At 68.8% G+C, this 25,796-nt stretch carries 16 protein-coding genes, 5 tRNA genes and 1 pseudogene; 11 read left to right on the top strand and 11 right to left on the bottom strand.

Annotated elements, in window-relative coordinates; all coding sequences use genetic code 11:
• Positions 1-125: 125 nt before the first annotated feature.
• Entirely contained in the window at positions 126-2,261 is a 2,136-nt protein-coding gene (locus IG99_RS34110; RefSeq protein WP_037680978.1) for a glycoside hydrolase domain-containing protein, read from the top strand.
• A 35-nt stretch (positions 2,262-2,296) separates the two neighbouring features.
• The gene (locus IG99_RS34115; protein ID WP_037680980.1) at positions 2,297-2,974 is read left to right on the top strand and encodes a M15 family metallopeptidase; all 678 of its coding nucleotides are present in this window, start codon (positions 2,297-2,299) and stop codon (positions 2,972-2,974) included.
• A gap of 47 nt (positions 2,975-3,021) precedes the next feature.
• Here IG99_RS34115 and IG99_RS46400 read toward each other — a convergent pair whose 3' ends face one another.
• The 7 genes and pseudogenes from IG99_RS46400 to IG99_RS34150 all read right to left on the bottom strand — a co-directional run bounded on the left by IG99_RS46400 (position 3,022) and on the right by IG99_RS34150 (position 12,314).
• Entirely contained in the window at positions 3,022-6,213 is a 3,192-nt protein-coding gene (locus IG99_RS46400; protein WP_037681043.1) for an RNA 2'-phosphotransferase, read from the bottom strand.
• Between the two features lie 240 nt (positions 6,214-6,453).
• Positions 6,454-6,831 (bottom strand): annotated as a pseudogene (locus IG99_RS34125) (SDR family oxidoreductase); the annotation flags it as partial.
• A gap of 180 nt (positions 6,832-7,011) precedes the next feature.
• Positions 7,012-7,084: transfer RNA gene (locus tag IG99_RS34130), tRNA-Lys, on the bottom strand.
• 118 nt (positions 7,085-7,202) lie between these two features.
• Complete coding sequence (locus tag IG99_RS34135) at positions 7,203-8,738, bottom strand: amino acid permease (RefSeq protein ID WP_037680983.1); 1,536 nt, start codon at positions 8,736-8,738, stop codon at positions 7,203-7,205.
• Between the two features lie 58 nt (positions 8,739-8,796).
• Complete coding sequence (locus tag IG99_RS49180) at positions 8,797-8,985, bottom strand: hypothetical protein (RefSeq protein WP_158973297.1); 189 nt, start codon at positions 8,983-8,985, stop codon at positions 8,797-8,799.
• 128 nt (positions 8,986-9,113) lie between these two features.
• On the bottom strand, positions 9,114-11,153 hold the full coding sequence (locus IG99_RS34145; RefSeq protein WP_037680986.1) for a DEAD/DEAH box helicase: 2,040 nt from the start codon (positions 11,151-11,153) through the stop codon (positions 9,114-9,116).
• Positions 11,154-11,963: 810 nt separating this feature from the next.
• Positions 11,964-12,314, bottom strand: a complete 351-nt coding sequence (locus IG99_RS34150; RefSeq protein WP_037680987.1) for a metallopeptidase family protein — start codon at positions 12,312-12,314, stop codon at positions 11,964-11,966.
• Between the two features lie 84 nt (positions 12,315-12,398).
• Between IG99_RS34150 and IG99_RS34155 the strand changes: the two genes are divergently transcribed.
• The 4 genes from IG99_RS34155 to IG99_RS34170 all read left to right on the top strand — a co-directional run bounded on the left by IG99_RS34155 (position 12,399) and on the right by IG99_RS34170 (position 14,306).
• Entirely contained in the window at positions 12,399-13,943 is a 1,545-nt protein-coding gene (locus IG99_RS34155; RefSeq protein WP_037680988.1) for a metallophosphoesterase family protein, read from the top strand.
• An 80-nt stretch (positions 13,944-14,023) separates the two neighbouring features.
• A tRNA-Glu gene (locus IG99_RS34160) sits at positions 14,024-14,096 on the top strand.
• 37 nt (positions 14,097-14,133) lie between these two features.
• Positions 14,134-14,208 (top strand) — tRNA-Asp (locus IG99_RS34165).
• A 24-nt stretch (positions 14,209-14,232) separates the two neighbouring features.
• A tRNA-Phe gene (locus tag IG99_RS34170) sits at positions 14,233-14,306 on the top strand.
• 153 nt (positions 14,307-14,459) lie between these two features.
• Here the strand turns inward: IG99_RS34170 and IG99_RS34175 are convergent.
• Positions 14,460-15,632 carry an RNA-guided endonuclease InsQ/TnpB family protein gene (locus IG99_RS34175; RefSeq protein ID WP_037680990.1) on the bottom strand — a complete coding sequence of 391 codons (1,173 nt, stop codon included), beginning with the start codon at positions 15,630-15,632 and terminating at the stop codon, positions 14,460-14,462.
• Positions 15,633-15,787: 155 nt separating this feature from the next.
• Here IG99_RS34175 and hrpA point away from each other — a divergent pair, with 155 nt between their 5' ends.
• The 3 genes from hrpA to IG99_RS50760 all read left to right on the top strand — a co-directional run bounded on the left by hrpA (position 15,788) and on the right by IG99_RS50760 (position 20,567).
• A complete protein-coding gene (hrpA, locus tag IG99_RS34180; protein WP_037680992.1) occupies positions 15,788-19,732 on the top strand; it encodes an ATP-dependent RNA helicase HrpA in 3,945 nt (1,314 codons plus the stop codon).
• Positions 19,733-19,825: 93 nt separating this feature from the next.
• Positions 19,826-19,900, top strand: a tRNA-Asp gene (locus IG99_RS34185).
• A 463-nt stretch (positions 19,901-20,363) separates the two neighbouring features.
• Complete coding sequence (locus IG99_RS50760; RefSeq protein WP_078948077.1) at positions 20,364-20,567, top strand: DUF6274 family protein; 204 nt, start codon at positions 20,364-20,366, stop codon at positions 20,565-20,567.
• Between the two features lie 448 nt (positions 20,568-21,015).
• Here the strand turns inward: IG99_RS50760 and bldC are convergent, their stop codons facing one another.
• Together bldC and IG99_RS34195 are read right to left on the bottom strand one after the other, a co-directional pair.
• Positions 21,016-21,222 (bottom strand): developmental transcriptional regulator BldC, encoded by a 207-nt coding sequence (gene bldC, locus IG99_RS34190; RefSeq protein ID WP_003949541.1) that lies wholly within the window; start codon positions 21,220-21,222, stop codon positions 21,016-21,018.
• 572 nt (positions 21,223-21,794) lie between these two features.
• Positions 21,795-22,637 (bottom strand): hypothetical protein, encoded by an 843-nt coding sequence (locus IG99_RS34195; protein WP_037680994.1) that lies wholly within the window; start codon positions 22,635-22,637, stop codon positions 21,795-21,797.
• A gap of 222 nt (positions 22,638-22,859) precedes the next feature.
• On the opposite strand from IG99_RS34195, the gene IG99_RS34200 reads away from it, so the two are divergent.
• Together IG99_RS34200 and IG99_RS34205 are read left to right on the top strand one after the other, a co-directional pair.
• Positions 22,860-23,963, top strand: coding sequence for a Leu/Phe/Val dehydrogenase (locus IG99_RS34200; protein WP_037680996.1), 1,104 nt, complete (start codon positions 22,860-22,862; stop codon positions 23,961-23,963).
• Between the two features lie 303 nt (positions 23,964-24,266).
• Positions 24,267-24,518 (top strand): DUF3073 domain-containing protein, encoded by a 252-nt coding sequence (locus IG99_RS34205; protein ID WP_037680999.1) that lies wholly within the window; start codon positions 24,267-24,269, stop codon positions 24,516-24,518.
• Between the two features lie 172 nt (positions 24,519-24,690).
• Here the strand turns inward: IG99_RS34205 and purM are convergent, their stop codons facing one another.
• Positions 24,691-25,767 carry a phosphoribosylformylglycinamidine cyclo-ligase gene (gene purM, locus IG99_RS34210; protein WP_037681000.1) on the bottom strand — a complete coding sequence of 359 codons (1,077 nt, stop codon included), beginning with the start codon at positions 25,765-25,767 and terminating at the stop codon, positions 24,691-24,693.
• Between the last annotated feature and the right edge of the window lie 29 nt (positions 25,768-25,796).

Below are 25,796 nucleotides of genomic sequence, written 5' to 3' on the forward strand. Positions count from 1 at the left end.
GGGAAGATCGGCCAAGTCGTGATGTTGCTCCGGTTTCCTTCTGCCTGGTGCCGCAGTGTCCCTTGGTGGATCTGTGACTTGTGGGGCTCGCGCGCACTCACCCCCCATGCGAAAGGAACCCATCCATGGCCGACGAGAGGGTGCTGCGCGCGCAGCGGTTCATCAACGACACCTATGGCGGCGTACCGGGGATCACGAAGGTCGAGGAGACCGGGGTGGTGGACTGGCCGACGGTGTACGCGCTGGTGCGTGCGCTGCAGTACGAGCTGGGCATCACCGCGCTCTCGGACAACTTCGGGCCCACCACGCTTGCCACGCTGACAGCCAAGTGGCCCTCGATCGACGCGAGTTCCGCCACCCCGGCGAACGTCGTCCGCATCGTGCAGGCCGCCCTGTGCTGCAAGGGCTACGACGGCGGTGACATCGACGGTACGTACAGCGTCCGAGTCGCCGCCTCCGTACGGCAGTTGAAGGCGGACGCGGGTCTCGACGGGCCGTACCCCGGGGACGCCGTGGTGCCGAAGCTGTTCAAGGCGCTGCTGAACAGGGACGCCTACATCCGTCAGGAGGGCGGCAGCGACACCGTGCGGGCGGCGCAGCGCTGGATGAACGGCACGTACGTCGGCCGGGCCAACTTCTTCGTCATCGCCTGCGACGGCCGCTACTCCCGTGACGTGCAGCGGGCGCTGATGTACGCCGTGCAGTACGAGATCGGCATGACCGACGACGTGGCCAACGGCGTCTTCGGCCCCGGCACCCAGAACGGGGTCAGGTCCGCCACCCTCTCCATCGGGTCGACCGGCGCCTGGGTACGGCTGTTCTCTGCCGCGATGGCGTTCAACCAGCGCCCCGGGGTCACCTTCACGGACACGTTCGACGCCCGGCTCGCCGGACGGGTGGCCACCTTCCAGGAGTTCGTGCGGCTCCCCCTCACCTGCAAGGGCGACTTCGCCACCTGGGCGTCGCTGCTGGTGTCCACCGGCGACACCTCGCGCCGGGGCAGCGCCGCGGACTGTTCCACCGAGGTCACGGCCGCCCGGGCCGAGACGCTGGCCGCCGCCGGGTACCGGGTCGTCGGGCGGTACCTGTCGAACGTACCCGGCACCACCCTCGACAAAATGATCAAGCCCGGTGAGCTCAGAACCATGGCCGCGAGAGGGCTGCGCTGCTTCCCGATCTACCAGACCAACGGTGCCGCCGCGAGCTACTTCACCGCCGCGCAGGGCGCCTCCGACGCCGCCGACGCCCTCTACTGGGCCCGCTACCACGGCTTCCGGCCCGGCACTCGCATCTACTTCGCCGTCGACTACGACGCCGTGGACGACGAGGTCACCACCAACGTCCTCCCCTACTTCACGGCCCTGAAAGCCGCGATCGACGCCGACGGCGCGGGCTACCTGACCGGCATCTACGGCGCGCGCGCCGTGTGCGCCCGGGTGGGCGCCGAGGGACTCACCTCCGCGAGCTTCGTCTCCGACATGTCCTCCGCCTACACCGGCAACGTGGCCTCCCCACTGCCCGAGGACTGGGCGTTCGACCAGATCGCCACCATCGACGTGGGCACCGGCGAGGGCGCGATCCAGATCGACAACAACATCGCGTCCGGCCGTGACCTCGGCCAGATCGCCTACGCCCCGCCGGCCGTCGCCACCGACCTGGACGTCCGCTTCGACATCTCACGGCAGGCGGTCGCCCTGACGGACGTACGCCATTACCTGCGCTCCTGGGGACTGCCGGAACGGGGAGCCGGCGACCCGACCCCCACGTCCACGCAGGTGACGGCGGGCGCGGACAGCACGGCCGGCGCCTTCGACGTCCTCATCTCCTACGACGCCGTCCTGACCGACCTGGCCCGCACCCTGCGCATGCGCAAGGCGCTCATCGCCGTGAGCCTGCTGTGGACGGTGCGCACCGGGGCGGCCCTCTCCCCGAAGACCGTTGTCGCCGCCCGCAACTACTGCGTCCAGCAACGCATCCTGCGCGGCCCGCTCCTCGACGCGGGCGACCCCGCCGACCTCCGCGCGGTCGCCCGGAAGATGCGCGACGACGACAAGTTCCGCATCAACAGCACCGCCTACGCCCTCATCAAGACCGCCCACGACCTGGGCCTGCCACGCCCCGGCCTCGCGGACACGGCGGAGAGCACCCGTCGGCTCCTGGGCGACTTCCTCGGCTCGGGCGGCCTGGACGGATCGACCCAGCTGGGCCTGTACCAGGTCCTGGAGAAGCACTACGCGCCGCTGCGCGGCACGGGCCGCTGACGGGAAGCACCGGAGAAGAGAGCAGAGCACCCCACATGGCAGCAACACGACGACACTTCCTGCGGTCCGCGGTCACCACGGCGGTCGCGGCCGGCGCGGTCGCCGGTACGGCCCCCCTGGCCCCGGCCGCCGAGAAGGCGCCCCCCGCCGGCACGGCGGGAACGGCGGGATCACCAGGATCCGCGGGGCAGGCCGGCCGGACCTCCGCCAACGGCTGGCCCATCCCCACCGCACCGCCCGACGCCGACGGCAGCGTCTGGACGTGCCCGGTGCCGGGGACGGGCTTCGGCATCGAGGTGGCGATCGGCGACGTGGAGGCGATCCTCGTCCACGTCGTCCGCCGCTTCCACTACGAGGTGGAGACCCTGCGCGCCGGAGACGTCACCGGCTACCGCTCCCCCGCGACGACGAAGGGGTACGAGACCAACCACGCCTCGGGCACCGCGATCGACATCCGCCCCGACGCCTACCCGCCGGGCGCGAAGGGCGGCTTCTTCGCCCCCCAGCTCGCCGTGATCCGCGCCATCCTCGCCGACACCGAGGGCGTGGTGACCTGGGGCGGCGACTTCCCCCACCCCGACGAGAGCCACTTCCAGATCGACGTCCCGCCCACCTCCCCGAAGGTGAAACAGGTCGCCGACCGCATCCGCACCTGGAACACGACCCCGGGCAGGGGGGCGGGCGTCACGCAGGACCCGCGAAACCGTTCCTGACGCTGGGCGGGTGGGTCTCCTTCGGTTCCTCACCGGCCGCCGGGGCGTCACCCATGAGTGGCGAACAACCGGTGCAGCGGCACCACCCTCAGTGCCTCCGGCGGAACCTGGGCAACCAGCCACGTGTTGCCTCCGGCGTACCGGCATTCAAGTCCCGCGGGGGCAGGGACGCACAGCAGGACGCTCGGACCGTGCCGCCTCCCGGCGCTGAGGGCCGCGGCACGGTCACTCGTCAGATGGACCCACTGCCGGGTCATCGGCCGCAGCCCCTCGCCCCGCTCGAAGATGCTGCGCAGGGCGGCGGTGGGCGTGCAGTGGTAGAGCGGAGTCTCCGGCTGCCGGATCTCGTACTCGATGGCCGCGGGTCGCGAGTGGCCGTAACGAGCGCGGACGAGACCTTCCCGGACCTCGAAGCGCGTCTCGGTCACCGCACGTGCCACGCTGATCAGTTCGTCGGCGGAGACCCTGAGCTTGGGTTCGAGCGTCGTCACCAGGGTGTCGACCGGCACCCAGCCCTGGTCGTCCCGCGTGATCCCGGGGTCGTGGCGGAGGTGGTAGGCCAGCGTACGGCTGATGCGGCGCCTACGGCCGTCCTTGAGCTCGCGCAGCGGAGCGTCACCGGGGGTGCCGCGTCGCTCCGCCCAGGCATCGCGCAGCCTGATCGCCAGATCGCGCAGGGGATCGGGCTCAGGGCAGCGCTGCGGGTCGTCGACCAGGGGCGGCGAACACATCTCGTCCAGGAGTGCTTCGCCATGCTCGCGGACGCCCGGTCCACCCGTGCGGTCGCTCAGACAGCGCACCGCGCGGACCAGCAAGGAAGCCCGGTAGGCGGTCCACAGCTTCTCGACATCGACGGCCGGGGCACCCTGGCAGCACGACAGCGCCTCCACATAGGCCATGACCACCTCACGGCGCAGGTCCCAACGGCCCACCGGGAGAGCCGGCACGTCGTCGGTCAGCTGGGCGAGCTCGTATCCCATGGGGCGCCAGCGTGACGCCTCCAGATCGACCGCGACGATCCGGTCGGTGTCGGTCACCAGCCAGTTGAAGGCGTGGGCGTCCCGGCGGGGCTGTGGCGGAAGGGCGGTCACGTCCAAAAGCGCCCACCATTCCTCGAAGAGCGCGTTGGCGTCGCTGGGCGGCTCGTCGGGCAGGATCGCCCGCAGCCACATCCGCACCTCGTTGCGCACTTCCTTGCGTACGCCCTGGACCGGAGACCGGGGCGTACCGCAGGATCCGTGCACGTAGGCGAGGAACTTCGCCGTGCGTTTGAGCAAGCGGCAGGACGCCTCGGGCAGGGTGGGTGACAACCGGTCGGCGAGCACCGTGCCGTGCTCGAAGCGGCGCACGGAGATGATCTCCGTACCGTCCGGGAACTGCTCCTCACCGTGCGGCAGGTCGGCGACCGAGATGGTGGTGATCAGGTCGATGATCCCGAACTCGCCCTCGGCCCCCATGCGTTGCAGCATCCGCTGCACCGCGGCCGACTTCTCGGTGTCGCGGTCGAAACAGAGCTGCGTCGTCGGTTTGAAGACCAGAGTGGAGTTGGTGAACCCCAGGTAATCGTCGACGGTCACGACGTTGCTGCGACCGCCGAGGTTGCGGCGCACCAGGTCGGGGCTGCTGATCGCCCGGTCGGCGGCGCGCTCGTAGAAGAAGCCCGGATTGCCGTCCGCGACCGCCTGGATCCACCCGTCGGTCTGCGGTACGTCGCCCAACTGGGCGCGCATCGCTCCTTGTTCGGCCTGGCTGACGGTCACGCTGCCCTTTTCGAGCTCCCGGCCGAGCCTGACGAGCGGAACGCAGGAGGTGGTGTTCGTCCCCGTCTCCCGGACCAGTCGGGTGATCCCCTCGAGCCAGAAGGACCGGTTGTCCCGCAACGCGGCCGCGGCCAGGAGATCGTCGGCGTACCGTATCCGGCTGAGTTCGTCGGTCAGCGGCCCGGCCTTGACGATCGAACCGTCCTGCAACCCGAGCGCCGTGCGCAGCAACTTGTCACGGTCCATCTCGCCGATGTCCTCGAGCTGGACGTACGCCCTGAGGCAGTCGGACAGGAGTCGGCGATGCAGCGGTTCCGTGGAGGACAGGAAGCGGCTCTGCAGGTCATGAACGAGCACGGCCGGAAGTTCCACCGCCGGATGGCCGGCCTCCGCGAACCGGCGTAGGTGCTCACCGAGTCCGAAGGGGTTGTTGAGCCGCCGCAGACCGAGTCGTATCTGCGGGAGCAGCGCCGGTGCCCTGCGGGCTGCGGCGGCCACACAGAACAGCAGCGCGTGCTGCACGGCCTCGCCACCGCTCGGCTCCCCGGCGGACCTGAGCGCTTTCTCGGCATGTCGCAGGTAGATCTCGAAGTTGTCGTCCTTACCCATGCCGTCGGCCAGCCGCAGCCAGACCTCGGCCATGAGCAGGTGCCACGTGGTGCCGCGCAGTTCGGTGGGGAACTCCCGGTCGGTGCGGACGGCTCTGCCGAGGTACTCCCGGTTCCCCGTGTGATCGTGGAGCCGCAGGTAGCACTCCAGGAGATAGGGGACGGCGTCCGCGGCGGGGTTCCCCTCGACGATCGAGACCCGGAACTGTTCTGCCGACGCCTCCAGATCCGCGACGCCGACCTGTTCGAACCGCGCCAGAAGCACCGCCGCCTGCCCCAGCCGGCCGGAGAACTGGAGCTTGCTCCTGGTGTCGGTCAGGTCGCTGTCCGCGACCACGTGAACCAGGTAGGCCCGCGCCAGGCGCAGCGCCCGGCAGAAGACCACCGGGCGCCGCCAGTTGATGGACAGGGCGTGGTCCCACAGGGAAAGGGCGACACGCTGCCGGACCACATGGAGCGTCTTGGCGTACCGCATGCGCGCAGGCATGCTGGTCGCGGCCTGGGCCGCGAACCGGCACAGATTGCACTCGAAGACGAACGCCTCAAGGACCAGGATGGACTGGTCGTAGGCGTTCAAGACGTCCTTCCAGGCGGTGAGGACGAGCGTGGGATCGCTGTCCGCGTCGAGGACCCCGTGCACCCAGTCCGCGCCACGGCGCTGGATCCACTCGCCCATCAAGGCGTCCAAGGAGTCGCAACCGATCCACCGCAGTAACTGGACGACCTCCGGGTAGCGTTGCTCCAGGAGTTCGTTGAGAACCTGCTTGGACGGCGCGGGCCGGAGGGATGTGGGCTGTGTGCTCGGGACGATCTTCCGCCCCGGTTTGGTGGCCCTCCGGGCCACGTCCAGCGGAGTGACTCTGTTCTGCACGGCGCCCCCGTCGTCCACGCACCAGCCGCCCCCGGCCCAAGGCCGAAAAGCTCCTGAGAGACTGCGAGTGTAGCGTCCGTCACAGTTGGTGGAGGGCAACATGCTCACAGCAGGTCACAAAGGGGCTTTCCCTGTCCTGCGGCTGAGCTAGAGGGACGCGTCGAGAGCTGGGAGTTCCTGTCCGCCGCCGTAAGACCGACATCAGTGGACGGTGAAGCCACCCTCGACGGGGAGAGCTGTTCAGGTGACGAAGCCGACGCCGGGGCTGCACAGCCACAGGACGGCCGCCGCGACCTCGTCCGCGCGCCCCAGTCGGCCGATGGGCTGTTCCTTGATGATCCCGGCCATGGCCTCGGCCTGGTTCTCGACCATGTCGGCGACCATCGGGGTGTCGATGACGCCGCAGCACACGGCGTTGATGCGGATGCCCCGGGGCGCGTACTCGACTGCGGCGCTGCGGGTCAGGCCGATGACGCCGTGCTTGGAGGCGTGGTAGGCCGCACGCTCGGGCAGCCCGACCAGCCCGACCAGCCCGCCCAGGGGCGAGCAGTTGACGATGGCGCCGCTGCCCTGCTCCCGCATCTGCCGCAGTTCGTGCTTCATCGCCGCCCAAACACCGGCAGCGTCGGGCAGCCACCGATTCGTCCGCCGGCGTCCCAGCCGATCCGCAGACGACGGGCACATCCGCTCACGCATCGCTCACGCGTGCATCCGAAGACGAAGCAGCGCCCGACCCGACCGAAGCCGAGTCAGGCGCTGCGTAGCAGGTCAGAGGCCATAACCTCCGCCCGCCATCGGTAGGCCCTGTGGGACTCGAACCCACAACCAATGGATTAAAAGTCCACTGCTCTGCCAATTGAGCTAAGGGCCCAGGCGATGTTGCGTGATGTTGCCTCCACGAGCATAGCCGGACACGGCCGTGTCTCCGATCGGGTATCGGGGACACGGCCGCGCCGGGTGGCCGGATGGGGCCGGGAGTGTCAGGACTGTCAGGGATCGACCGGTTCGGGGGCGCCCGCTCGGGCCGCCTCGCGGGCGCGGGTGCGTTCGTGGTCGGGGTTGAGGAACCAGTGGCGGGCCGAGGCCTGCCACCAGGTGGCGGCGAACCCCAGGACGACCAGCACGGCGACCGGCGCGTAGTTGAAGGTCTCCCAGGTGACGGGGGAAACCTGCGGCAGCATGAACAGCACCGTGATCACCCCGACCCACGCCACCGACGCCATGCCGATCACCTTGGACCAGCGGCCCAGGTGCCACGGGCCCCGCTCGAACGCCTCGCCCTTGCGCACCCGCAGCAGCGTCGGGATGACATACGCGATGTAGAGGCCGATCACCGCTATGGAGGTGACCGCCGCGTACGCCGTCACATTGATCAAGTAGGGCAGGCCCAGCACCAGCGCGGCCCCGGCCGCCAGCCACACCGCCGCGACGGGGGTGCGGGTGCGCGGGCTGACCGTGTGCCAGACATGGGACAGCGGAAGGGCGCCGTCGCGGGAGAAGGCGTAGATCATGCGGCTGTTGGCGGTCACCGAGGCCATCCCGCAGAACAACTGCGCGCCGATCACCACCAGCAACAGCAGCTTGCCGGCCGTCGCCCCCAGCGCGTCGAGCAGGATCTGCGCGGGCGGCGCGCCGGTCGGGGAGTTCAGGGCGCCGTCGTACGACTGGATGGCGAAGGTGAAGCCCAGGAGGAGGACGAAGCCGGCTATCCACGACGTCCAGATCGACTGGACGATCCCCTTCGGGCCCGCTGTCGACGCGTCGTGCGTCTCCTCCGTCATATGGGCGGAGGCGTCGTAGCCGGTGAAGGTGTACTGCGCCATCAGCAGGCCCAGCAGCACCACGTACACCCCGCTGCCCCAGCCCGTATTGTTCACGAACTCGCCGAAGACGAAGGACGCCGACTGGTGGTGGTCCGGTACGAAGGTCAGCGCGCCGACGATCACGGCCACGCCCAGGACGTGCCACCACACGCTCACACTGTTCAGCAGGCCGACGATGCGGACGCCGAAGGTGTTGAGCAGACCGTGCAGCAGCAGGATCGCCGCGAAGAGCAGAACCGTCCGGCCCGGCGTCACCTCGAAGTCGAACTGGAGGTTCAGGTAGGCGCCCAGGAAGGACGCGGCGCCGAAGTCGATTCCGGCCGTCACGGCCACCTGGCCCAGGACGTTGAACCAGCCCGTGAACCAGGCCCAGGCGGCCGCCGAACGCGGGGGCGCGAGCCGGTGGGCCCAGAAGTACAGGCCCGCGGAGGTCGGGTAGGCCGAACAGATCTCGGCCATCGACAGACCCACGAAGAGGGTCATCAGGCCGACCGCCACCCAGCCCCAGGTGATCACGGCGGGGCCGCCGGTGTTCATGCCGAACAAATACAGCGTCAGGCACCCCGACAGCACCGAGATGATCGTGAAGGAGACCGCGTAGTTGGAGAACGCCGACATGCGGCGGGCGAGAACCTGCGTGTAACCGAGCTGGGCCAGCCGTTCCTCGTCAGACAGCCCACTCACTCTGGCGTCATCTGTCATGCCCCCAGCGATTCCCTCACCGAGGGCGTGACATGCGTCACAGAGCTATCAAATGTGGCTACCGTGGCTGGAAAACGCCTTCTAACTCTGCCAACCGCTCCCGAACCGTGAACGCGGCACCCGAGTGGAAGGTCAGCGCGCCCGAGGAGTCGAGGCTGAGGAGGTCGCCGACGCCGTCGCCGACGCCGCCGACGTGGTCGTGGCGCACCTCACCTACGCCCAGGGTGCGCACCGCCGTGCCGGTCACGGGCGACGCCGGGAAAGCCATCTCCGCGCTGCCCTGTCCCGCCTCCGCCACCCGGCCCCGGAAACGCCGGAAGGGCCCGTACGACCGGAGTCGTACGGGCCCTTCCCACATCAGTTCATCAGCCCACGTCAGCCGTTGCGCTTCCAGCGCGGCTTGTCCTCGCGACGGCCGAAGGAGCCGCCGCCGCGGTGGTCGTCACGACGGCCGTACGGACGGTCGTGGCCGGGACGGTCGTGGCCGGGACGGTCGTGGCCGCCGGCACGGAAGCCCGGGCGGTCGTCACGGCGGTCACGGTTGAACGGACGGTCGCTGCCGCGGTGACCGGTACGGTCGTCCCGGCGGAAGCCGCCACGGTCGTCACGACGCTCGAACGAACGCCCACCACGGTCGCCATCACGGTCACGGTTGAACGGACGACGCTCGTCACCGCGGTCGTCGCGGCGGAAGCCACCACGGTCGTCACGACGCTCGAACGAACGCCCACCACGGTCACCGTCACGGTCACGGTTGAACGGACGACGCTCGTCACGACGGTCGTCACGGCGGAAGCCACCACGGTCGTCACGACGCTCGAACGAACGCCCACCACGGTCACTGTCACGGTCACGGTTGAACGGACGACGCTCGTACGAAGACGAACCCGCCGAACGCTCCTCGCGCTCGCCACGGTCCACATCCTGCGCGGCCGGCTGCTCCGGCAGCGAAACCGACACGGCACCCTCGGCACCCTCGGCGGCAACCGCCTGCGCCTCCGCAACCGCGGCCTCCGGGTCCTCGCCCCGCTCACGCGCGACCCGCGCCACCAGCCGGTCGGCCTCCTCACGCAGCTCCGTCGCGCGCCGCTGCGCCCGCTCCAGCTGCTTGTTCAGCTGAGCGACCTCGCGCTCCGCCTGCTGAGCGGCATTGCCGGCCGACTCGGCCTGCACCTCGGTCATCGACCGGGCACCCGTGATCTCGGCGACCGCCGGGTCGAAGGCCGCGCCGCCCTGGATGATGTGACGCCCGGCGTCGACGCCCGCGTCCTCCATCAGCCGGAAGATCTGGCGCCGCTGGTGCGGCAGGGACAGCGACACGACCGTGCCGGTACGGCCGGCACGCGCCGTACGGCCCGCGCGGTGCAGGTAGTCCTTGTGGTCACCGGCCGGATCCACGTTCAGCACCAGGTCGATGCCGTCGACGTGGATACCGCGGGCCGCGACGTCCGTGGCGACCAGGACGTTGACGTACCCGTCCTTGAAGTCGGCCAGCGTCCGCGTCCGCGCGCCCTGCGTCATGCCGCCGTGCAGCGCGTCCGACTTCACACCCGCGTCACGCAGCTGCTCGGCGACACGGTCGGCACCGAGCTGGGTGCGCACGAAGATGATGGTGCGGCCCTTGCGGGAGGCGATCGCGGCCGTGACCGGCGCCTTGTCCTTCGGCTTCACGATCAGGATGTGGTGCGACATGGTCGTGACGGCGCCCTGGGCGGCGTCCACCTCGTGGCTGACCGGGTTGTTCAGGTACCGGTCGACGAGGGTCTTGATCTCGTTCTCCATCGTCGCGGAGAACAGCATCCGCTGACCGCCCGCCGGAACCTGGTCGAGCAGCTCCGTCACCTCGGGCATGAAGCCCAGGTCGGACATCTGGTCGGCCTCGTCGAGAACCGCGATCTGCACGTTCTCGAGCGAGCAGGCGCCGCGGTTGATGAGGTCGCGCAGACGGCCCGGCGTGGCGACGAGGACGTCGACACCGCGCTCGAGGGCGTAGATCTGGTTGCCCATCGACGTACCGCCGCAGACGACCTTCATCTTCAGGCCGAGGACGTCGCCGTACGGCTGGAGCGCATCCGCCACCTGCATGGCCAGCTCACGCGTCGGCGTGAGGATCACCGCACGCGGCTTGTGCTTCTCGGTGCGACCACCCGCCAGCGTCGCCAGCGTCGGCAGACCGAAGGAGAGGGTCTTGCCGGAGCCGGTACGGCCACGGCCGAGGATGTCCTTGCCGGCCAGGGCGTCCGGAATGGTCGCCGCCTGGATCGGGAAGGGGACCGTCACACCGTTCTGTGCGAGCTTGCGCACGATGCCCTCGGGGAGACCGAGGGCCGCGAAGGTGACCTCGGGGGTCTCCTCGACGGAGTCGTTCTCGCCGTTCTCGGGCACGACGGCGTGATCAGTACTGGAAATGGACATGCGAATGCGAAACCTTCCGGAGTCTCGTCGGCACGCGCCCGTCAACTCCGTGTTCGCATTCGACCGCCTCAATGCGGTCCGTCACGGCAAGGGAGAGTACGCGCCACACGGCGCGCTCTGCGGTGGCGCCGGGCAAATGGGATCAAACGATCTACCACCATACGCACCCCCCACCCCCGAAGGCAAATCCAGCCCACAGTGAGACACCTCACGCCGGCGACCCCGCCGCCGGCGCCGGCTCACGCTGCTCCAACTGCGGCCCCGGAGGCTCATGCGCCGACGACGACGGCTCGGCCACCGTAGGAGACGGCGACGGCTGCGGCGGCTCCGGCGACGGTTGCGGCGGCTCCGGCTCCGCAGACACCCGCGTGGGCGTCGGCTGCGGCTTCGGCGGCGTAGGCACCCCCGGCTGCTCACTCCACCCAGGCCTCACCGGCACCGAGGCCGACACACTCGCATCCGGCGACGGCGAAACCGAAGGCGACGCCGACCCACCCCGCTCGCCCTTCCCCCGACCCTTCTTGCCGTCCCCGACCGCCACACCCACCCCGGCCCCACCACCCGACACAGCAGGCCCCCCGCCCGGCGGCACACCACCCCGCTGCCCCACAGAATGCGACGGCTTCACACTCCCCCCGGCATCGCCCTCACCCACACTCATACAACCGGAGGCAGCGGCGACCGCCATGACCGTGACAGCCAGACGGACGGGAACGTACAAGGGGCGCACGGGCCACCTCCGGGGGTGAGGGAGTCAACCTGCCCAACTCCCCCCGCCCACAAGAGGACACGCGCCACCCCGCCCCAGCCCTACCCGTACCCCAGAGCATGCAGCCGGGCATCGTCGATCCCGAAGTGATGCGCGATCTCATGCACCACCGTCACCTCGGTCTCCGCGACGACCTCCTCCCGAGACCCGCACATCCTCAGCGTCGGCCCCCGGTAGATCGTGATCCGGTCAGGCAGCACACCCGCATACCACTCCCCCCGATCAGTCAGCGGCGTCCCCTCATAGAGCCCGAGCAACTCGGGATCCTCCGCCGGCGGCTCGTCCTCGACGAACACCGCGACGTTGTCCATCAACCGAGTCAGCTCCGGCGGAATCCGGTCCAGCGCCTCGGCGACCAGTTCCTCGAACTCCTCGCGCGTCATCTCCAGCACACGCTCATTCTCCGGCACAACACCCCCCAACGAGAGTCCCCAACCCACCGCATATCCGCCCCACCGCTTGGGCATACGGGACCAATGGCCCGCGTCCCCCTCGCCGCCCAGCTCCGAAACCGCCGCTCCCGCCCCCACCAGCCGACCCCCGAACTCGACGCCCGACCCCACCCATGGAGACGCGCCCTCGGCCTGCTCGTCGTCGTCCTGCTCGGCGCCTGGCTGGGCCTGCTCATCGTGGGAGACGTCCGCGCCCCCGTCGGCCCCATGAACACCACCATGACCCTGCGCCCCTCCCTCACCGGCGGCACGAAGATCAACGTCTCCCCCCTGGGCGCACTCAGCCTCGACAGCCACATCGCCCCCGTCCGCCTCGACGTGAACGTCGACCAACTCGACCCGGTCCGCTCCCAGGCCCTCGTCGACCACCCCGAACGCCTCACCGGCCTCCAGGACGAAATCGCCCACGACGTCGAACACGGCACCCTCGACCTCGCCATACGCTCCTGCGTCGCCGTCCTCACCGGCGCCACCGCCCTCGGCCTCGCCGTCTACCGCCGCCCCCGCCGCGCCCTCGCCGCCGGCGGCCTCGCCCTCACCCTCCTCGCCGCCTCCGGAGCCACGGCCTACGCCACCTGGAACCCCAAGTCCGTCCTCGAACCCAAGTTCTCCGGCCTGCTCTCCTCCGCCCCCTCCCTCGTCGGCAACGCCCGCAACATCGTCACCGAGTTCGACGTCTACCAGAAGGAACTCGCCCGCCTGGTCACCAACGTGACCAAGCTCTACGACGTCACCTCCACACTGCCCGCCTACGCGCCCGACCCCACCACCATCCGCGTCCTGCACGTCTCCGACATCCACCTCAACCCCGCGAGCTGGAAGATCATCGCCTCGCTCGTCGAGCAGTACAAGGTGAACGTCATCATCGACACCGGCGACACCATGGACCACGGCACCGCGGCCGAGAACGGCTTCCTCGACCCCATCCAGGACCTCGGAGCCCCCTACGTCTGGGTCCGCGGCAACCACGACTCCCACCTCACCCAGCGCTACCTCGAACGCATGAAGAACGTGCACGTCCTCGACAACGGCAAGGCCGAGACCGTGGCGGGGGTGCGCCTCGCCGGCATCGGAGATCCACAGTTCACCCCCGACCGCTCGAACAAGCCGGGCGCCAAGCAGTCGGAGGAAGTGGCAGGCGCGCGCCTCGCGGCGGCCCTGCGGGCGCAGAAGGCCGCCGGCAAGCCGGTTGACGTGGCCATGGTCCACGAACCGTCCGCCGCGCGCGGGACGGACGGCGAGGTCCCGCTCGTCCTGGCGGGCCACCTGCACCACGAGGACATGGAGGTCATGAAGAAAGGCACCCGCCTGCGCGTCGAGGGCTCCACCGGCGGCAGCGGCCTCCGCGCCGTCGAGGGCAAGTACCCCGACCCGATCGAGGCGTCGATCCTCTACCTCGACCGCGACACCCGCCGCCTCCAGGCCTGGGACGAGATCGAACTCGGCGGCCTGGGCCTCACGACGGCCGAGGTCAGCCGCCACCTCCCGAAGGAGAACCAACCAGGAGCGAAGCCGACCCCGACCCCGCCCACGCCCTCACCGGGAACCCCGTCCCCCAGCCCCTCGTAAACCGTTTTGGCGATACCTCCCGCCATCCCATATGCTTCTCACGTCCCCGACGCGCTGAGAAGCGCCCAGGCGGGCCGATAGCCCTCATCGTCTAGCGGCCTAGGACGCCGCCCTTTCAAGGCGGTAGCACGGGTTCGAATCCCGTTGGGGGCACGCAACACCGTGTGCGACACTGTCGTACGCACAGCTTGGTCCTGTGGAGCAGTTTGGAGTGCTCGCCACCCTGTCAAGGTGGAGGCCGCGGGTTCAAATCCCGTCAGGACCGCTGAGGTTTCCCCGGAAGCCTCGTGGCTGGGTAGCTCAGTTGGTACGAGCGGCCGCCTGAAAAGCGGCAGGTCGCCGGTTCGATCCCGGCCCCAGCCACAGTCAAGGCCCCGATCTTCGGATTGGGGCCTTTTGCATGCCCGGTGACCGACTCGCTCGCAGTACGAGCGATCGCGTCCGCTGCCGAAGAAGATCTCCCCGGCTTGCAGCTCGCCCCCGCCGATGGCTTCGGCGGTAGCGGCGCATCCAGCCCTACGCGGTCAGCGTGAGGGCAGGGACCTGTGACTCGGCCCCGCGGACCCACGCCGACCAGCCGCGGAGGCTGATGGTGTGGGACGCGTTCAGGTCGGCGTGCTCAACGAAGCCGCAGGACCTGCAGGTGAAGACGGCCTGGCGCGGCCGGTTGCGTTTGTCGATGTGGTGGCAGCGGGAGCACTCCTGGCTGGTGTACGCCGGGTTCACGTACACCACGGGGACTCCGGCCCTCCGTGCCTTGTACGCGATGAATTCGGCGAGCTGGCCGAAGGCCCAGGAGTTCATCGTGACGCGTTGGGGCTTTTTCAGCCGTGCCCGTTCGCGGATGCCGCCCAGGTCTTCGAGGGCGATTCCGCGTCCGGTGCGTTGAGCCTCCGCCACGATGTGCTTGCTGATTTTGTGGTTGATGTCACGGGTGCGTCGGGCTTCCTTGCCCGCGTGGCGCTTGGCTCGCCGCTTGGCGCTGCGTGTGCCCTTCTGCTGGAGTCGGGTGCGGAGCTTCCGGTCGTTCTCGCGGGTGCGGTTCAGCCTTCTGCCGCTGTGCCGGTGTCCCGTGCTGGTGGTGGCGATGTTGGCGATGCCGAGGTCGACACCGATGAATCCCTGGGGGTCGGGGTTCACCGCGGGTTCGGGGATGTCGAGGGTGGCGAGGAGGTACCACTGGCCGCCTCGGGTGATCAGGTCCGATTCGCCTCGGCGGTACTGGTCGAGGAGCTGGAGCTGGTGCTCGCTTCCGGTGTAGGGGAGGCGCTTCAGTCGGCCTGCCGTGGTCCAGATGGAAACGGTTCGCTGCTCTGTCTGCCAGGACAGCATGCGGTCGTCGTAGGGCTGGGCGGCCGTCGGGCGGAAGACGACGGGTTTGCCGGTGGCCGCCTTGTACGGTTTCGACCCTGGCCGGCCGAGGATTCCGGCCCTGAGGCTGCCCTTCAGTGCCGCGTACGCGTCGCAGGTCTTCTTGATGACGTGCTGGGCGGCTTGGGCGCCGAGGCCCCAGGTGCTCTTGACCTGGGTGTAGGTCTCGGCGCGGAGCGCGCGGTTGTCCTTGGTCCCCGTCGCGTGGGCGATGGTCGAGACGTGGTTGGCGGCCTGGTTGCAGGCGTGGAGGGTCGCTTGGAGTGCCGATGCCTGTTCGGGCGTCGGCAGCAGCTTCACCTGCACCACGAGCTTCACGAACAGGGAATCTAGATCGCTGTGTGTGTTCGGCCGGAAGGAATCAGAACATCTCAGCAGAAAGGGTGACGACCCGAACATACAGACCCGATCCGCGCCGCCGGAGGCAAAAGCGTTCGCCATGAAAATCTCGGGGGTGAGATCCTGGGTTCCGTATGTCTACGCACCCTGCCCCCGCCTTCGGCGCCCTCGCTCCCCGTCTGACCGAGTTGTCCCTGCGTGATGCGCAGCGGCTCGGACGCCGGCTCGAAGGTGCGCGCAAGATCCGTAAGCCCGAGGCTCGGGCCGCCGTTCTCGCTGAGATCGAGGCGGAGGTCGCCAAGGGCGAGTCCCGTATGGCTGCGCGCGCGGCGCGTGTGCCGGCGGTGAGCTACCCCGAGCAGTTGCCCGTCAGTCAGAAGAAGGACGACATCGCGGCGGCGATCCGTGATCATCAGGTCGTCATCGTGGCCGGTGAGACGGGTTCGGGCAAGACGACGCAGATTCCGAAGATCTGTCTTGAGCTCGGGCGCGGGGTCAAGGGGATGATCGGGCATACGCAGCCGAGGCGGATCGCCGCGCGGACGGTGGCCGAGCGGGTGGCGGAGGAGTTGCGGACGCCGCTCGGGGAGGCCGTCGGCTGGAAGGTGCGGTTCACGGACCAGGTCGATCCGGAGGCCACGTTCGTCAAGCTGATGACGGACGGCATCCTGCTGGCGGAGATCCAGACGGACCGCGAGCTGCGCGCGTACGACACGATCATCATCGACGAGGCGCACGAGCGGTCTCTCAACATCGACTTCCTGCTGGGTTATCTCGCGCAGTTGTTGCCGCGTCGGCCGGACCTGAAGGTCGTCATCACGTCGGCGACGATTGATCCGGAGCGGTTCTCGCGGCACTTCGGTGATGCTCCGATCGTCGAGGTGAGCGGTCGGACGTATCCCGTGGAGGTGCGTTACCGGCCGCTTCTGGAGGAGGACTCGGAGGACTCCGACCGGGATCAGATCACCGCGATCACGGATGCGGTGGAGGAGCTGATGGCGGAGGGGAAGGGCGACATCCTCGTCTTTCTCTCCGGGGAGCGGGAGATCCGGGACACGGCTGACGCGCTCACGAAGAAGCAGTACAGATTCACCGAGGTGCTGCCTCTGTATGCCCGGTTGTCGCATGCCGAGCAGCATCGTGTGTTCCAGCCGCACACCGGTCGCAGGATCGTTCTGGCCACCAATGTCGCCGAGACGTCGCTGACGGTGCCGGGGATCAAGTACGTCATTGATCCCGGCTTCGCCCGGATCTCGCGGTACAGCCATCGGACGAAGGTCCAGCGGCTGCCGATCGAGCCGATCTCGCAGGCGAGTGCCAATCAGCGCAAGGGGCGTTGTGGCCGTACGAGCGACGGTGTGTGCATCCGGCTGTACTCGGAGGACGACTTCGAGGCCAGGCCGGAGTTCACGGACGCTGAGATCCTCCGTACGAATCTCGCGTCGGTCATCCTGCAGATGACCGCCGCCGGCCTCGGTGAAATCGAGAAGTTCCCGTTCATCGACCCGCCGGACCATCGCAACATCCGTGACGGCGTGCAGCTCCTGCAGGAGTTGAGTGCGCTGGATCCTGCCCAGAAGGATCCGCGCAAGCGGTTGACGCAGACGGGCCGCAAGCTGGCCCAGCTGCCGGTCGACCCCCGGCTGGCGCGCATGGTGCTGGAGGCCGACAGGAACGGCTGTGTCCGCGAGGTCATGGTCATCGCGGCCGCGCTGTCCATCCAGGATCCGCGCGAACGCCCGGCCGACAAGCAGGCCCAGGCCGATCAGCAGCACGCCCGTTTCAAGGACGAGACGAGTGACTTCCTCGCGTATCTGAATCTGTGGCGGTATGTGCGTGAGCAGCAGCGGGAGCGCGGTTCGTCGTCGTTCCGCCGGATGTGCAAGCAGGAGTATTTGAATTTCCTGCGGATCCGGGAGTGGCAGGACATCTACTCGCAGCTGCGGACGGTCGCCAAGCAGATGGGCATCCACCTCAATGAGGAGGACGCCCCGGGTGACCGGGTCCATGTGTCGCTGCTCGCGGGTTTGTTGTCGCACGTCGGCATGAAGGATGTGAAGGACGGCAACAAGAACGAGTACCTGGGTGCGCGGAACGCGAAGTTCGCGATCTTCCCGGGTTCGGCGCTGTTCAAGAAGCAGCCGCGTTTCGTGATGTCCGCCGAGCTGGTGGAGACCTCCCGGCTCTGGGCCCGTGTCAACGCCAAGATCGAGCCGGAGTGGGTGGAGCCGCTCGCGGGTCATCTGCTGAAGCGGACGTACAGCGAGCCGCACTGGGAGAAGGACCAGGCGGCGGTGATGGCGTTCGAGAAGGTCACGTTGTACGGGGTGCCGATCGTCGCGCAGCGGAAGGTGAACTACGGGCGGATCGATCCGGAGGTGTCCCGGGAGCTTTTCATTCGCAATGCTCTGGTCGAGGGTGACTGGCGTACGCATCACAAGTTCTTCGCCGACAACCGCAGGCTCCTCAGTGAGGTGGAGGAGTTGGAGCACCGGGCGCGGCGCCGGGACATCGTGGTCGATGACGACACGCTCTTCGACTTCTACGAGCAGCGGGTGCCGGAGCATGTGGTCTCGGGGGCGCATTTCGACTCGTGGTGGAAGCGCAAGCGGCATGAGCAGCCGGACTTCCTGGACTTCGAGCGGGAGATGCTGATCCGGGAGTCGGCGGAGGCGGTCACGAAGGCCGACTATCCGGACTCGTGGCGTCAGGGGCCGCTGAAGTTCCGGGTGACGTATCAGTTCGAGCCGGGTGCGGATGCGGACGGTGTGACGGTCCATGTGCCGCTCCAGGTGCTGAATCAGGTGACGGACGAGGGCTTCGACTGGCAGATCCCGGGGTTGCGGGAGGAGGTCGTGACCGAGTTGATCCGGTCCCTGCCCAAGCCGATCCGCCGTCACTACGTCCCGGCTCCGAATTACGCGAAGGCGTTCCTGGAGAGGGCGGTGCCGTTGCAGGAGCCGCTGACGGTGACGATGGCGCGTGAGTTGAAGCGGATGGTCGGAGTGCCGTTCACCGCGGACGACTTCGACTGGTCGAGGGTTCCCGACCATTTGCGGGTGACGTTCCGGATCGTGGACGAGCGGCGTCGCAAGCTGGCCGAGGACAAGGATCTGGAGACGCTGAGGCTCCGGCTGAAGCCGAAGGCCCGCCAGGCGCTGTCGCAGGCCGCCGCAGCGACGGCGGAGCGGCAGGGCGGTGAGTCGTTGGAGCGCCAGGGGCTGACCGACTGGACGATCGGCTCCCTGACGCGGGTCTTCGAGACGCGTCGTGCCGGGCAGCCGGTGAAGGCGTTCCCGGCGCTGGTGGACGACGGTGACACGGTTTCCGTGCGCCTTTTCGATACGGAGGCCGAGCAGGCCGAGGCGATGTGGAAGGGCACGCGGCGGCTGATCCTGCGGAACATCCCGGTCAATCCGGGGAAGTTCGCGTCGGAGAAGCTCACGAACGCGCAGAAGCTGGCGCTGTCGGCGAATCCGCACGGTTCGATCCAGGGGTTGTTCGACGACTGCGCGATGGCTGCGGCGGACAAGCTGATCGGGGATTTCGGTGGGCCGGCGTGGGACGAGGAGTCGTTCCGGAAGCTGTTCGACAAGGTGCGTGCGGAGATCGTGGACACGACGGTTCGTACGGTGGGGCAGGTGCAGCAGGTCCTGGCGGCCTGGCAGGCCTGTGAGCGCCGTCTGAAGGCCGTACGGAGTGCTGTGCTGCTGCCGAACCTCCAGGACGTGCGCAAGCAGTTGGACGGTCTTGTGCGGCCTGGTTTCGTGACGGAGGCGGGGTTGCGCCGACTGCCGGATCTGATGCGGTACTTGGTGGCGGCGGACCGGCGGTTGCAGCAGATGCCGACGAACGTCCAGCGGGACTCCACGCGTATGGAGAAGGTCCATGAGATGCGGGACGAGTACGCGTGGCTGTTGGAGCAGATGCCCCAGGGGCGGCCGGTGCCCTCCTCGGTGCTGGAGATCCGCTGGATGATCGAGGAGCTGCGGGTGAGCTATTTCGCGCACGCTCTGGGTACGGCGTATCCGGTGTCGGACAAGCGGATCGTGAAGGCGATCGACGCTGCCGCGCCGTGATCGGACGCGTACGGTGGGTGAGTTCGACCAGCGGGCTCACCCTCCTGTAGAGTCCTTCTCGCAGCGCAACGCACGAGTAGCGCCGCGAAACCTGGTCCTGTGGAGCAGTTTGGAGTGCTCGCCACCCTGTCAAGGTGGAGGCCGCGGGTTCAAATCCCGTCAGGACCGCATAGATGAGCTGAGGCCCGCATCCCCGAGGGGTGCGGGCCTCAGTCGCGTCCGGGCACGGGAAGGGCCGCGCCCGCGGCGCAGCCGCGATCGGACACAGCAAATCCCGTCAGGACCGCATAGATGAGCCGAGGCCCGCATCCCGCGAGGGGTGCGGGCCTCAGTCGCGTCCGGGCACGGGAAGGGCCGCGCCCGCGGCGCAGCCGCGATCGGACACAGCAAATCCCGTCAGGACCGCACAGTTGAGTGAGGCCCGCGGCCCCGCGAGGGGTGCGGGTCGTCTCAGTCGTGTTCGGCCTCGGTGCCCGTCCAGCGTTCGGGCGCGCTTCCGTTGGGCCGGCTCGCGCCGGCTCGCGCGGGCTCAGGGCGGGCTCAGTAAGCAGTCGGCCGTCTTGACGGCGTCACGTTCCGCCGGTACCCAGAGAGCAGGGCCGCGTTCCCCGTAGGCCTGCGGAGGTGGCGTATGGCGGCATCGGTCAGGCACGAGACGCGGGCGCTGCTCCGCGCGCATCTGTCGGCCGCGTCGTCGTATCGGCACCTGACGAGTCACTGTCCGATCTGCCATCGCCTGTTGCGGCTGGCGCTGGATTCCGCGCCATGGGCCGCGCAGGGGCCGCTGGGGCCTTCGGAGCCGGCCGTCGAGGGTGAGTGTCCCTCTCCTGATTGAGTCCCCCGAGCGGTCGAGCCGCCGAGCGGTCGAGCCGTCCCCGGGTCTGCTCTCCAGCTCTCACGAGTTGGCCGCTACAGGGGTCCGGGGGTGTGACCGGTGTCACTGCATGAGTTTTTGAAACTCGGGTTCTTACCAGTCTCCTACAACTGGTCAATTTAATATGTGCAATTGCACCAGTCTCACAGGAGATCCGCCACCCCTCCCCAGAGTCCGACAAGCCCGCGCACAGACCCGCCGGTTGAGCACGCGTCGGCGCACAAAAAAGATCGCACTGGACCCGGCGGAGTCCAGTGCGATCTACGACGCACCCTTGTTGCGTGCCTGCGAAGCTCTGAATGGCTTGGGCGTGGGCTCTGTTGGGGCAGAACCCGCGTCGCTTGGAGTTAGGGCTCCGGGCGCCTCGGCATGTTGGGGGAACTGCCGTTTTGCCCGGTTATGCGATGGTTCAGGCCTCGCTGCGCTGCTGCGGGATACCCGCGAGCAGTGCGCGGACCTCAGCCTCGCGGTAACGGCGGTGCCCGCCGAGCGTACGGATGGACGTGAGCTTGCCGGCCTTCGCCCACCGCGTGACCGTCTTCGGGTCCACACGGAACATGGTGGCGACCTCAGCCGGGGTCAGCAGCGGCTCGGCATCAGGGGTGCGAGCGGTCATGAGCGGCCTCCTCGGGAGAACCGAACCTTCTCGGTTCTTTCCTCTAAATTCTGCACCTTGACCCGCGTTGCCCGAAATGGCGGACGCGAGTCGAGTCGGTTATAGGACGAACGGCTTGTCCTCGGCACTACAACTACACCATCTGTCCAGCCGCGTCGGCCAAACCGATGGAATTGCCCCCCAGGTGTTCATCGGCGACGGAAGCCGATGGACCATGCCATAGCGGACAGTCACGCCACTGTGACGATCAGTCACAGGGCGATCAGGAGTCACGAGACCCCCCAAAGCGTGCAATGCTGAGATTCCGGCCACAGTGGAACACAGTGGGACGGACGGAGCCCTCCCCGGACTCCTTGTCCTATTTTGGCACGAGGATGGGCAAGCGGCGCAAGGGTCGTGTAAGTGCTGTCCGTCACCCTTGCGACAAAAGCCGGGATCGGGACCTACGCCCCGTCAGTTCCACGAAGTGCCGTAGACCGTACGCTGCCTACGGCTTCCACGGCCGTGACACACATCACGCAGGCAAGGCCTGTAGCGTGCGTCACACACACGTGTCACTCACGGCCGCGGCCTCAGTTGGCCGAGCGCCGGTCCCGTACCGAGCGCCAGCGCTCCACGAGCCGCCCGTACGCCTCGCCCGCGCCCTCGCCGTCACCGCGGCGCAGCGCCTCGATGCCCTCGGCCACGTCCGCCGCCGAGTGGTCGTCCTCCAGTTCGCCGGTCGGCAGCGTGTGCACCAGGCCGCCGTAGTCCAGCTCGACCAGTGAGCGCGGGTGGAACTCCTCCAGCCAGCGCCCCACGTCCACCAGACCGTCGATGAGCGGCCCCTCGTCGATGGCGTCCCGCAGGGTGCGCAGGGCCCGCGCCACCCGCCGCCGGGCCTGCACCATCGGTGTGCGGTAGCGCAGCATCGGGGGCACGTCGGCGGTGCCCTTGTCGAACCGCCGCTCCTCGTCGGAGACCAGCACGAACCAGTTCACCGGGATGTGCCAGGTCGCCGTGCGGATCCAGGGACGGGCGTCGGGGTTGCGGGCGAGCCAGCGCTCGTAGTCCTGGGCGGCCTGCCCGCGTACGACGGGAGGCAGTACGGCGTCGAGGACCGGCTCGGGGAGCTCCTCGGGCAGTTCCTCCAGTGCCTGCCAGCCGCGCAGCCGGGTCCGCCAGGGGCACACGCACACCACGCCGTCCACCTCCACCACGAAGGCGTCGCCGCTCTCCTGCACCGGTACGGGTATCGGCGGGGTGGGCAGCAGGTCGGCGAGGGAGCGGCGCAGCTCGTCCTGGTACGAGGGGCGGTCGGCGCGGCGGGCGTAGCGGGCCCAGTGGGTGCGCTCGGGCTCCGGGAAGGCGGCCAGCGGCTCGTACACGCGCAGATAGGTCGCGTACGGGACGATCACCGGGGACACCTTGGACACGCCTGCTCCCTCCCCCGCCGTATGTCCGGGAAACCTGCGGAACCCGCCCACGAGGGCGCGGGAAAACTATGCAAATCGTTGCACGGTCGTACTCCAGGAGTGGGTGATCCTGAGCAGTGCGCGGATGGCGGGGCCTCCAGGCTCTAGTCTCGTGCTCACGGTTCCCGCCACCCACACGGGAGCTGCTCTCCACCCGCCGCTACTTACCCAGGAGTCACCACAGTGACCGACGTAACCGGCGTACCCGCTGAGGTCCTGCACACCCTGTTCCGGTCGGATCAGGGGGGCCATGAGCAGGTCGTACTCTGCCAGGACCGTGCCAGCGGTCTGAAGGCCGTCATCGCCCTCCACTCCACCGCTCTGGGCCCCGCGCTCGGGGGCACCCGCTTCTACCCGTACGCCGATGAGGAGCAGGCCGTCGCCGACGCGCTGAACCTCGCGCGCGGGATGTCGTACAAGAACGCCCTGGCCGGTCTCGACCACGGCGGCGGCAAGGCCGTGATCATCGGTGACCCCGAGCGGATCAAGACCGAGGAGCTGCTGCTCGCCTACGGCCGGTTCGTCGCCTCGCTCGGCGGGCGCTACGTCACCGCCTGCGACGTCGGCACGTATGTCGCCGACATGGACGTCGTCGCCCGGGAGTGCCGGTGGACCACCGGGCGCTCCCCGGAGAACGGCGGCGCCGGCGACTCCTCCGTCCTCACCGCGTTCGGCGTCTACCAGGGCATGCGTGCCTCCGCCCAGCACATGTGGGGCGACCCCACGCTGCGTGGGCGCAGGGTCGGCATCGCGGGCGTCGGCAAGGTCGGTCACCACCTGGTGCGGCACCTGCGGGACGAGGGCGCCGAGGTCGTGATCACGGACGTGCGGGAGGACGCCGTACGGCGGATCCTCGATGCGTATCCGACGGGTGTGAGCGCCGTCGCCGACACCGAGGCGCTGATCCGGGTCGAGGGCCTGGACATCTACGCGCCCTGCGCGCTGGGCGGCGCCCTCGACGACTGGAGCGTGCCTGCGCTCACCGCCAGGGTGGTGTGCGGCGCGGCCAACAACCAGCTGGCCCACCCGGGTGTGGAGAAGGACCTCGCCGACCGCGGGATCCTCTACGCGCCGGACTACGTCGTGAACGCCGGCGGGGTCATCCAGGTGGCCGACGAGCTGCACGGGTTCGATTTCGAGCGGTGCCGGGCGAAGGCCGCGGGCATCTACGACACCACGCTCGCAATCTTCGCGCGTGCGAAGGCGGACGGGGTTCCGCCCGCTGCGGCGGCCGACCGGATCGCCGAGCAGCGGATGCACGAGGCGGCCGCGGCCCGCGGCTGGTGAGGCTCCGGGAGCGCGTTCCGCGGGTTTGACGGGTACCCGTCGAGGGGCAGTTAGAGAGAACTCTCACGTTCGTCGGCGGGTCGCCTGCCAAGAAGTGGTTAAAATCGCGGTTGACCAGCGGGGACAGGGCGCCTCGATGGTTCTGGACCCAGGCACGTCATGCGGGCGACGTACCGTATGGCCGTGGGCTCAGGTACCGTGGAAGCCCTACGGACCGGTCTCTCTGCGGAGAGCCCGTTCCAGATCATGAACGCGTGTCAAGACTCTGGGGCCGTCGAGCCCCGTCACCGAGGGGGTCGAGCCATGGGGCGCGGCCGGGCCAAGGCCAAGCAGACGAAGGTCGCCCGCCAGCTGAAGTACAACAGCGGCGGGACTGACCTGTCGCGTCTGGCCAGCGAGCTGGGCGCTTCGACTTCGAATCAGCCTCCGAACGGCGAGCCGTTCGAGGACGACGAAGACGACGACGACCCGTACGCCCAGTACGCGGATCTCTACAACGACGATGAGGACGAGGACGACGAGTCCGGTCCCGCGTCGCATCGCCGCGGCGCTTGACGCCTTAGCTGCGCTTGACCCGGTCCGGGGTGGTTCGCCACCGTCGGACCGGGTTTTGCGCTGCCTTCGGCTGCGTCACCTGGGCGTCAGTCCGTAGGCGATCGATCTGTAGGCGATCAATCCGTAGGCGTCACACCGGCGGTGTCACATCGCCGGTGTGACGTCGTCGGTGTCAGGCGTAGTCGTTCACCAGGGCGGCCCCCGTCTCGTGGTCGCCGCGGTCGGTGATCTCGCCGGCCACCCATGCGTCGACCCCTCGGTCGGCGAGTGTGGCGAGGGCCACATCGGTCGACTCCTCGGGCACGATCGCGATCATGCCGACGCCCATGTTCAGGGTCTTCTCCAGCTCCAGGCGTTCGACGTCGCCGGTCCGGCCGACGAGGTCGAAGACCGGGGCGGGGGTCCAGGTGGAGCGGTCGACGATCGCGTGCAGCTGGTCGGGGATGACACGGGCCAGGTTGGCCGCGAGTCCGCCGCCCGTGATGTGGCTGAAGGCGTGCACCCCGGTGGTGCGGGTCAGGGCCAGACAGTCCAGCGAGTAGATCTTGGTGGGCTCCAGGAGCTCCTCGCCGAGGGTTCGGCCGAACTCCTCGACGGGCGCCTCCAGGGAGAGGCCGGCCTGGTTCAGCAGGACGTGCCGGACCAGGGAGTACCCGTTCGAGTGAAGTCCGGAGGCCGCCATGGCGATCACCGTGTCGCCCTGGCGGATGCGGTCGGGGCCGAGCAGGCGGTCGGCCTCCACGACGCCCGTACCGGCACCGGCGACGTCGAAGTCGTCCGCGCCCAGCAGACCCGGGTGCTCGGCCGTCTCGCCGCCCACCAGGGCACAGCCGGCCAGTACACAGCCCTCGGCGATGCCCTTGACGATGGCGGCGACGCGCTCGGGGTGGACCTTGCCGACGCAGATGTAGTCGGTCATGAACAGCGGCTCGGCACCACACACCACGATGTCGTCCATGACCATGGCGACCAGGTCGTGGCCGATGGTGTCGTACACGCCCAGCCGGCGGGCGATGTCGACCTTGGTGCCCACGCCGTCGGTCGCGGAGGCGAGCAGGGGACGCTCGTAGCGCTTGAGGGCGGAGGCGTCGAAGAGGCCGGCGAAGCCGCCGAGGCCACCGAGGACCTCGGGGCGCTGCGTCTTCTTCACCCACTCCTTCATGAGCTCTACGGCGCGGTCTCCCGCTTCGATGTCGACGCCCGCGGCTGCGTAGCTGGCGCCGCCCTCGGCAATCGGAGACTCAGACATGACAGTTGAGAACCTTCGTGTCGTACGGC

It is taken from the genome of Streptomyces griseus subsp. griseus, assembly GCF_000720255.1.
Lineage (GTDB): Bacteria > Actinomycetota > Actinomycetes > Streptomycetales > Streptomycetaceae > Streptomyces > Streptomyces griseus_I.

What these genes read in the sequence shown, in the direction of transcription:
- IG99_RS50760 (WP_078948077.1), top strand. Translation starts at nt 20,364, where the DNA reads ATGGCGGCATCGGTCAGGCACGAGACGCGGGCGCTGCTCCGCGCGCAT.
- bldC (WP_003949541.1), bottom strand. Translation starts at nt 21,222, where the DNA reads ATGACCGCTCGCACCCCTGATGCCGAGCCGCTGCTGACCCCGGCTGAG.
- IG99_RS34135 (WP_037680983.1), bottom strand. Translation starts at nt 8,738, where the DNA reads ATGACAGATGACGCCAGAGTGAGTGGGCTGTCTGACGAGGAACGGCTG.
- purM (WP_037681000.1), bottom strand. Translation starts at nt 25,767, where the DNA reads ATGTCTGAGTCTCCGATTGCCGAGGGCGGCGCCAGCTACGCAGCCGCG.
- IG99_RS34115 (WP_037680980.1), top strand. Translation starts at nt 2,297, where the DNA reads ATGGCAGCAACACGACGACACTTCCTGCGGTCCGCGGTCACCACGGCG.
- IG99_RS34205 (WP_037680999.1), top strand. Translation starts at nt 24,267, where the DNA reads ATGGGGCGCGGCCGGGCCAAGGCCAAGCAGACGAAGGTCGCCCGCCAG.
- IG99_RS34110 (WP_037680978.1), top strand. Translation starts at nt 126, where the DNA reads ATGGCCGACGAGAGGGTGCTGCGCGCGCAGCGGTTCATCAACGACACC.
- hrpA (WP_037680992.1), top strand. Translation starts at nt 15,788, where the DNA reads ATGTCTACGCACCCTGCCCCCGCCTTCGGCGCCCTCGCTCCCCGTCTG.
- IG99_RS34155 (WP_037680988.1), top strand. Translation starts at nt 12,399, where the DNA reads ATGGCCCGCGTCCCCCTCGCCGCCCAGCTCCGAAACCGCCGCTCCCGC.
- IG99_RS34145 (WP_037680986.1), bottom strand. Translation starts at nt 11,153, where the DNA reads ATGTCCATTTCCAGTACTGATCACGCCGTCGTGCCCGAGAACGGCGAG.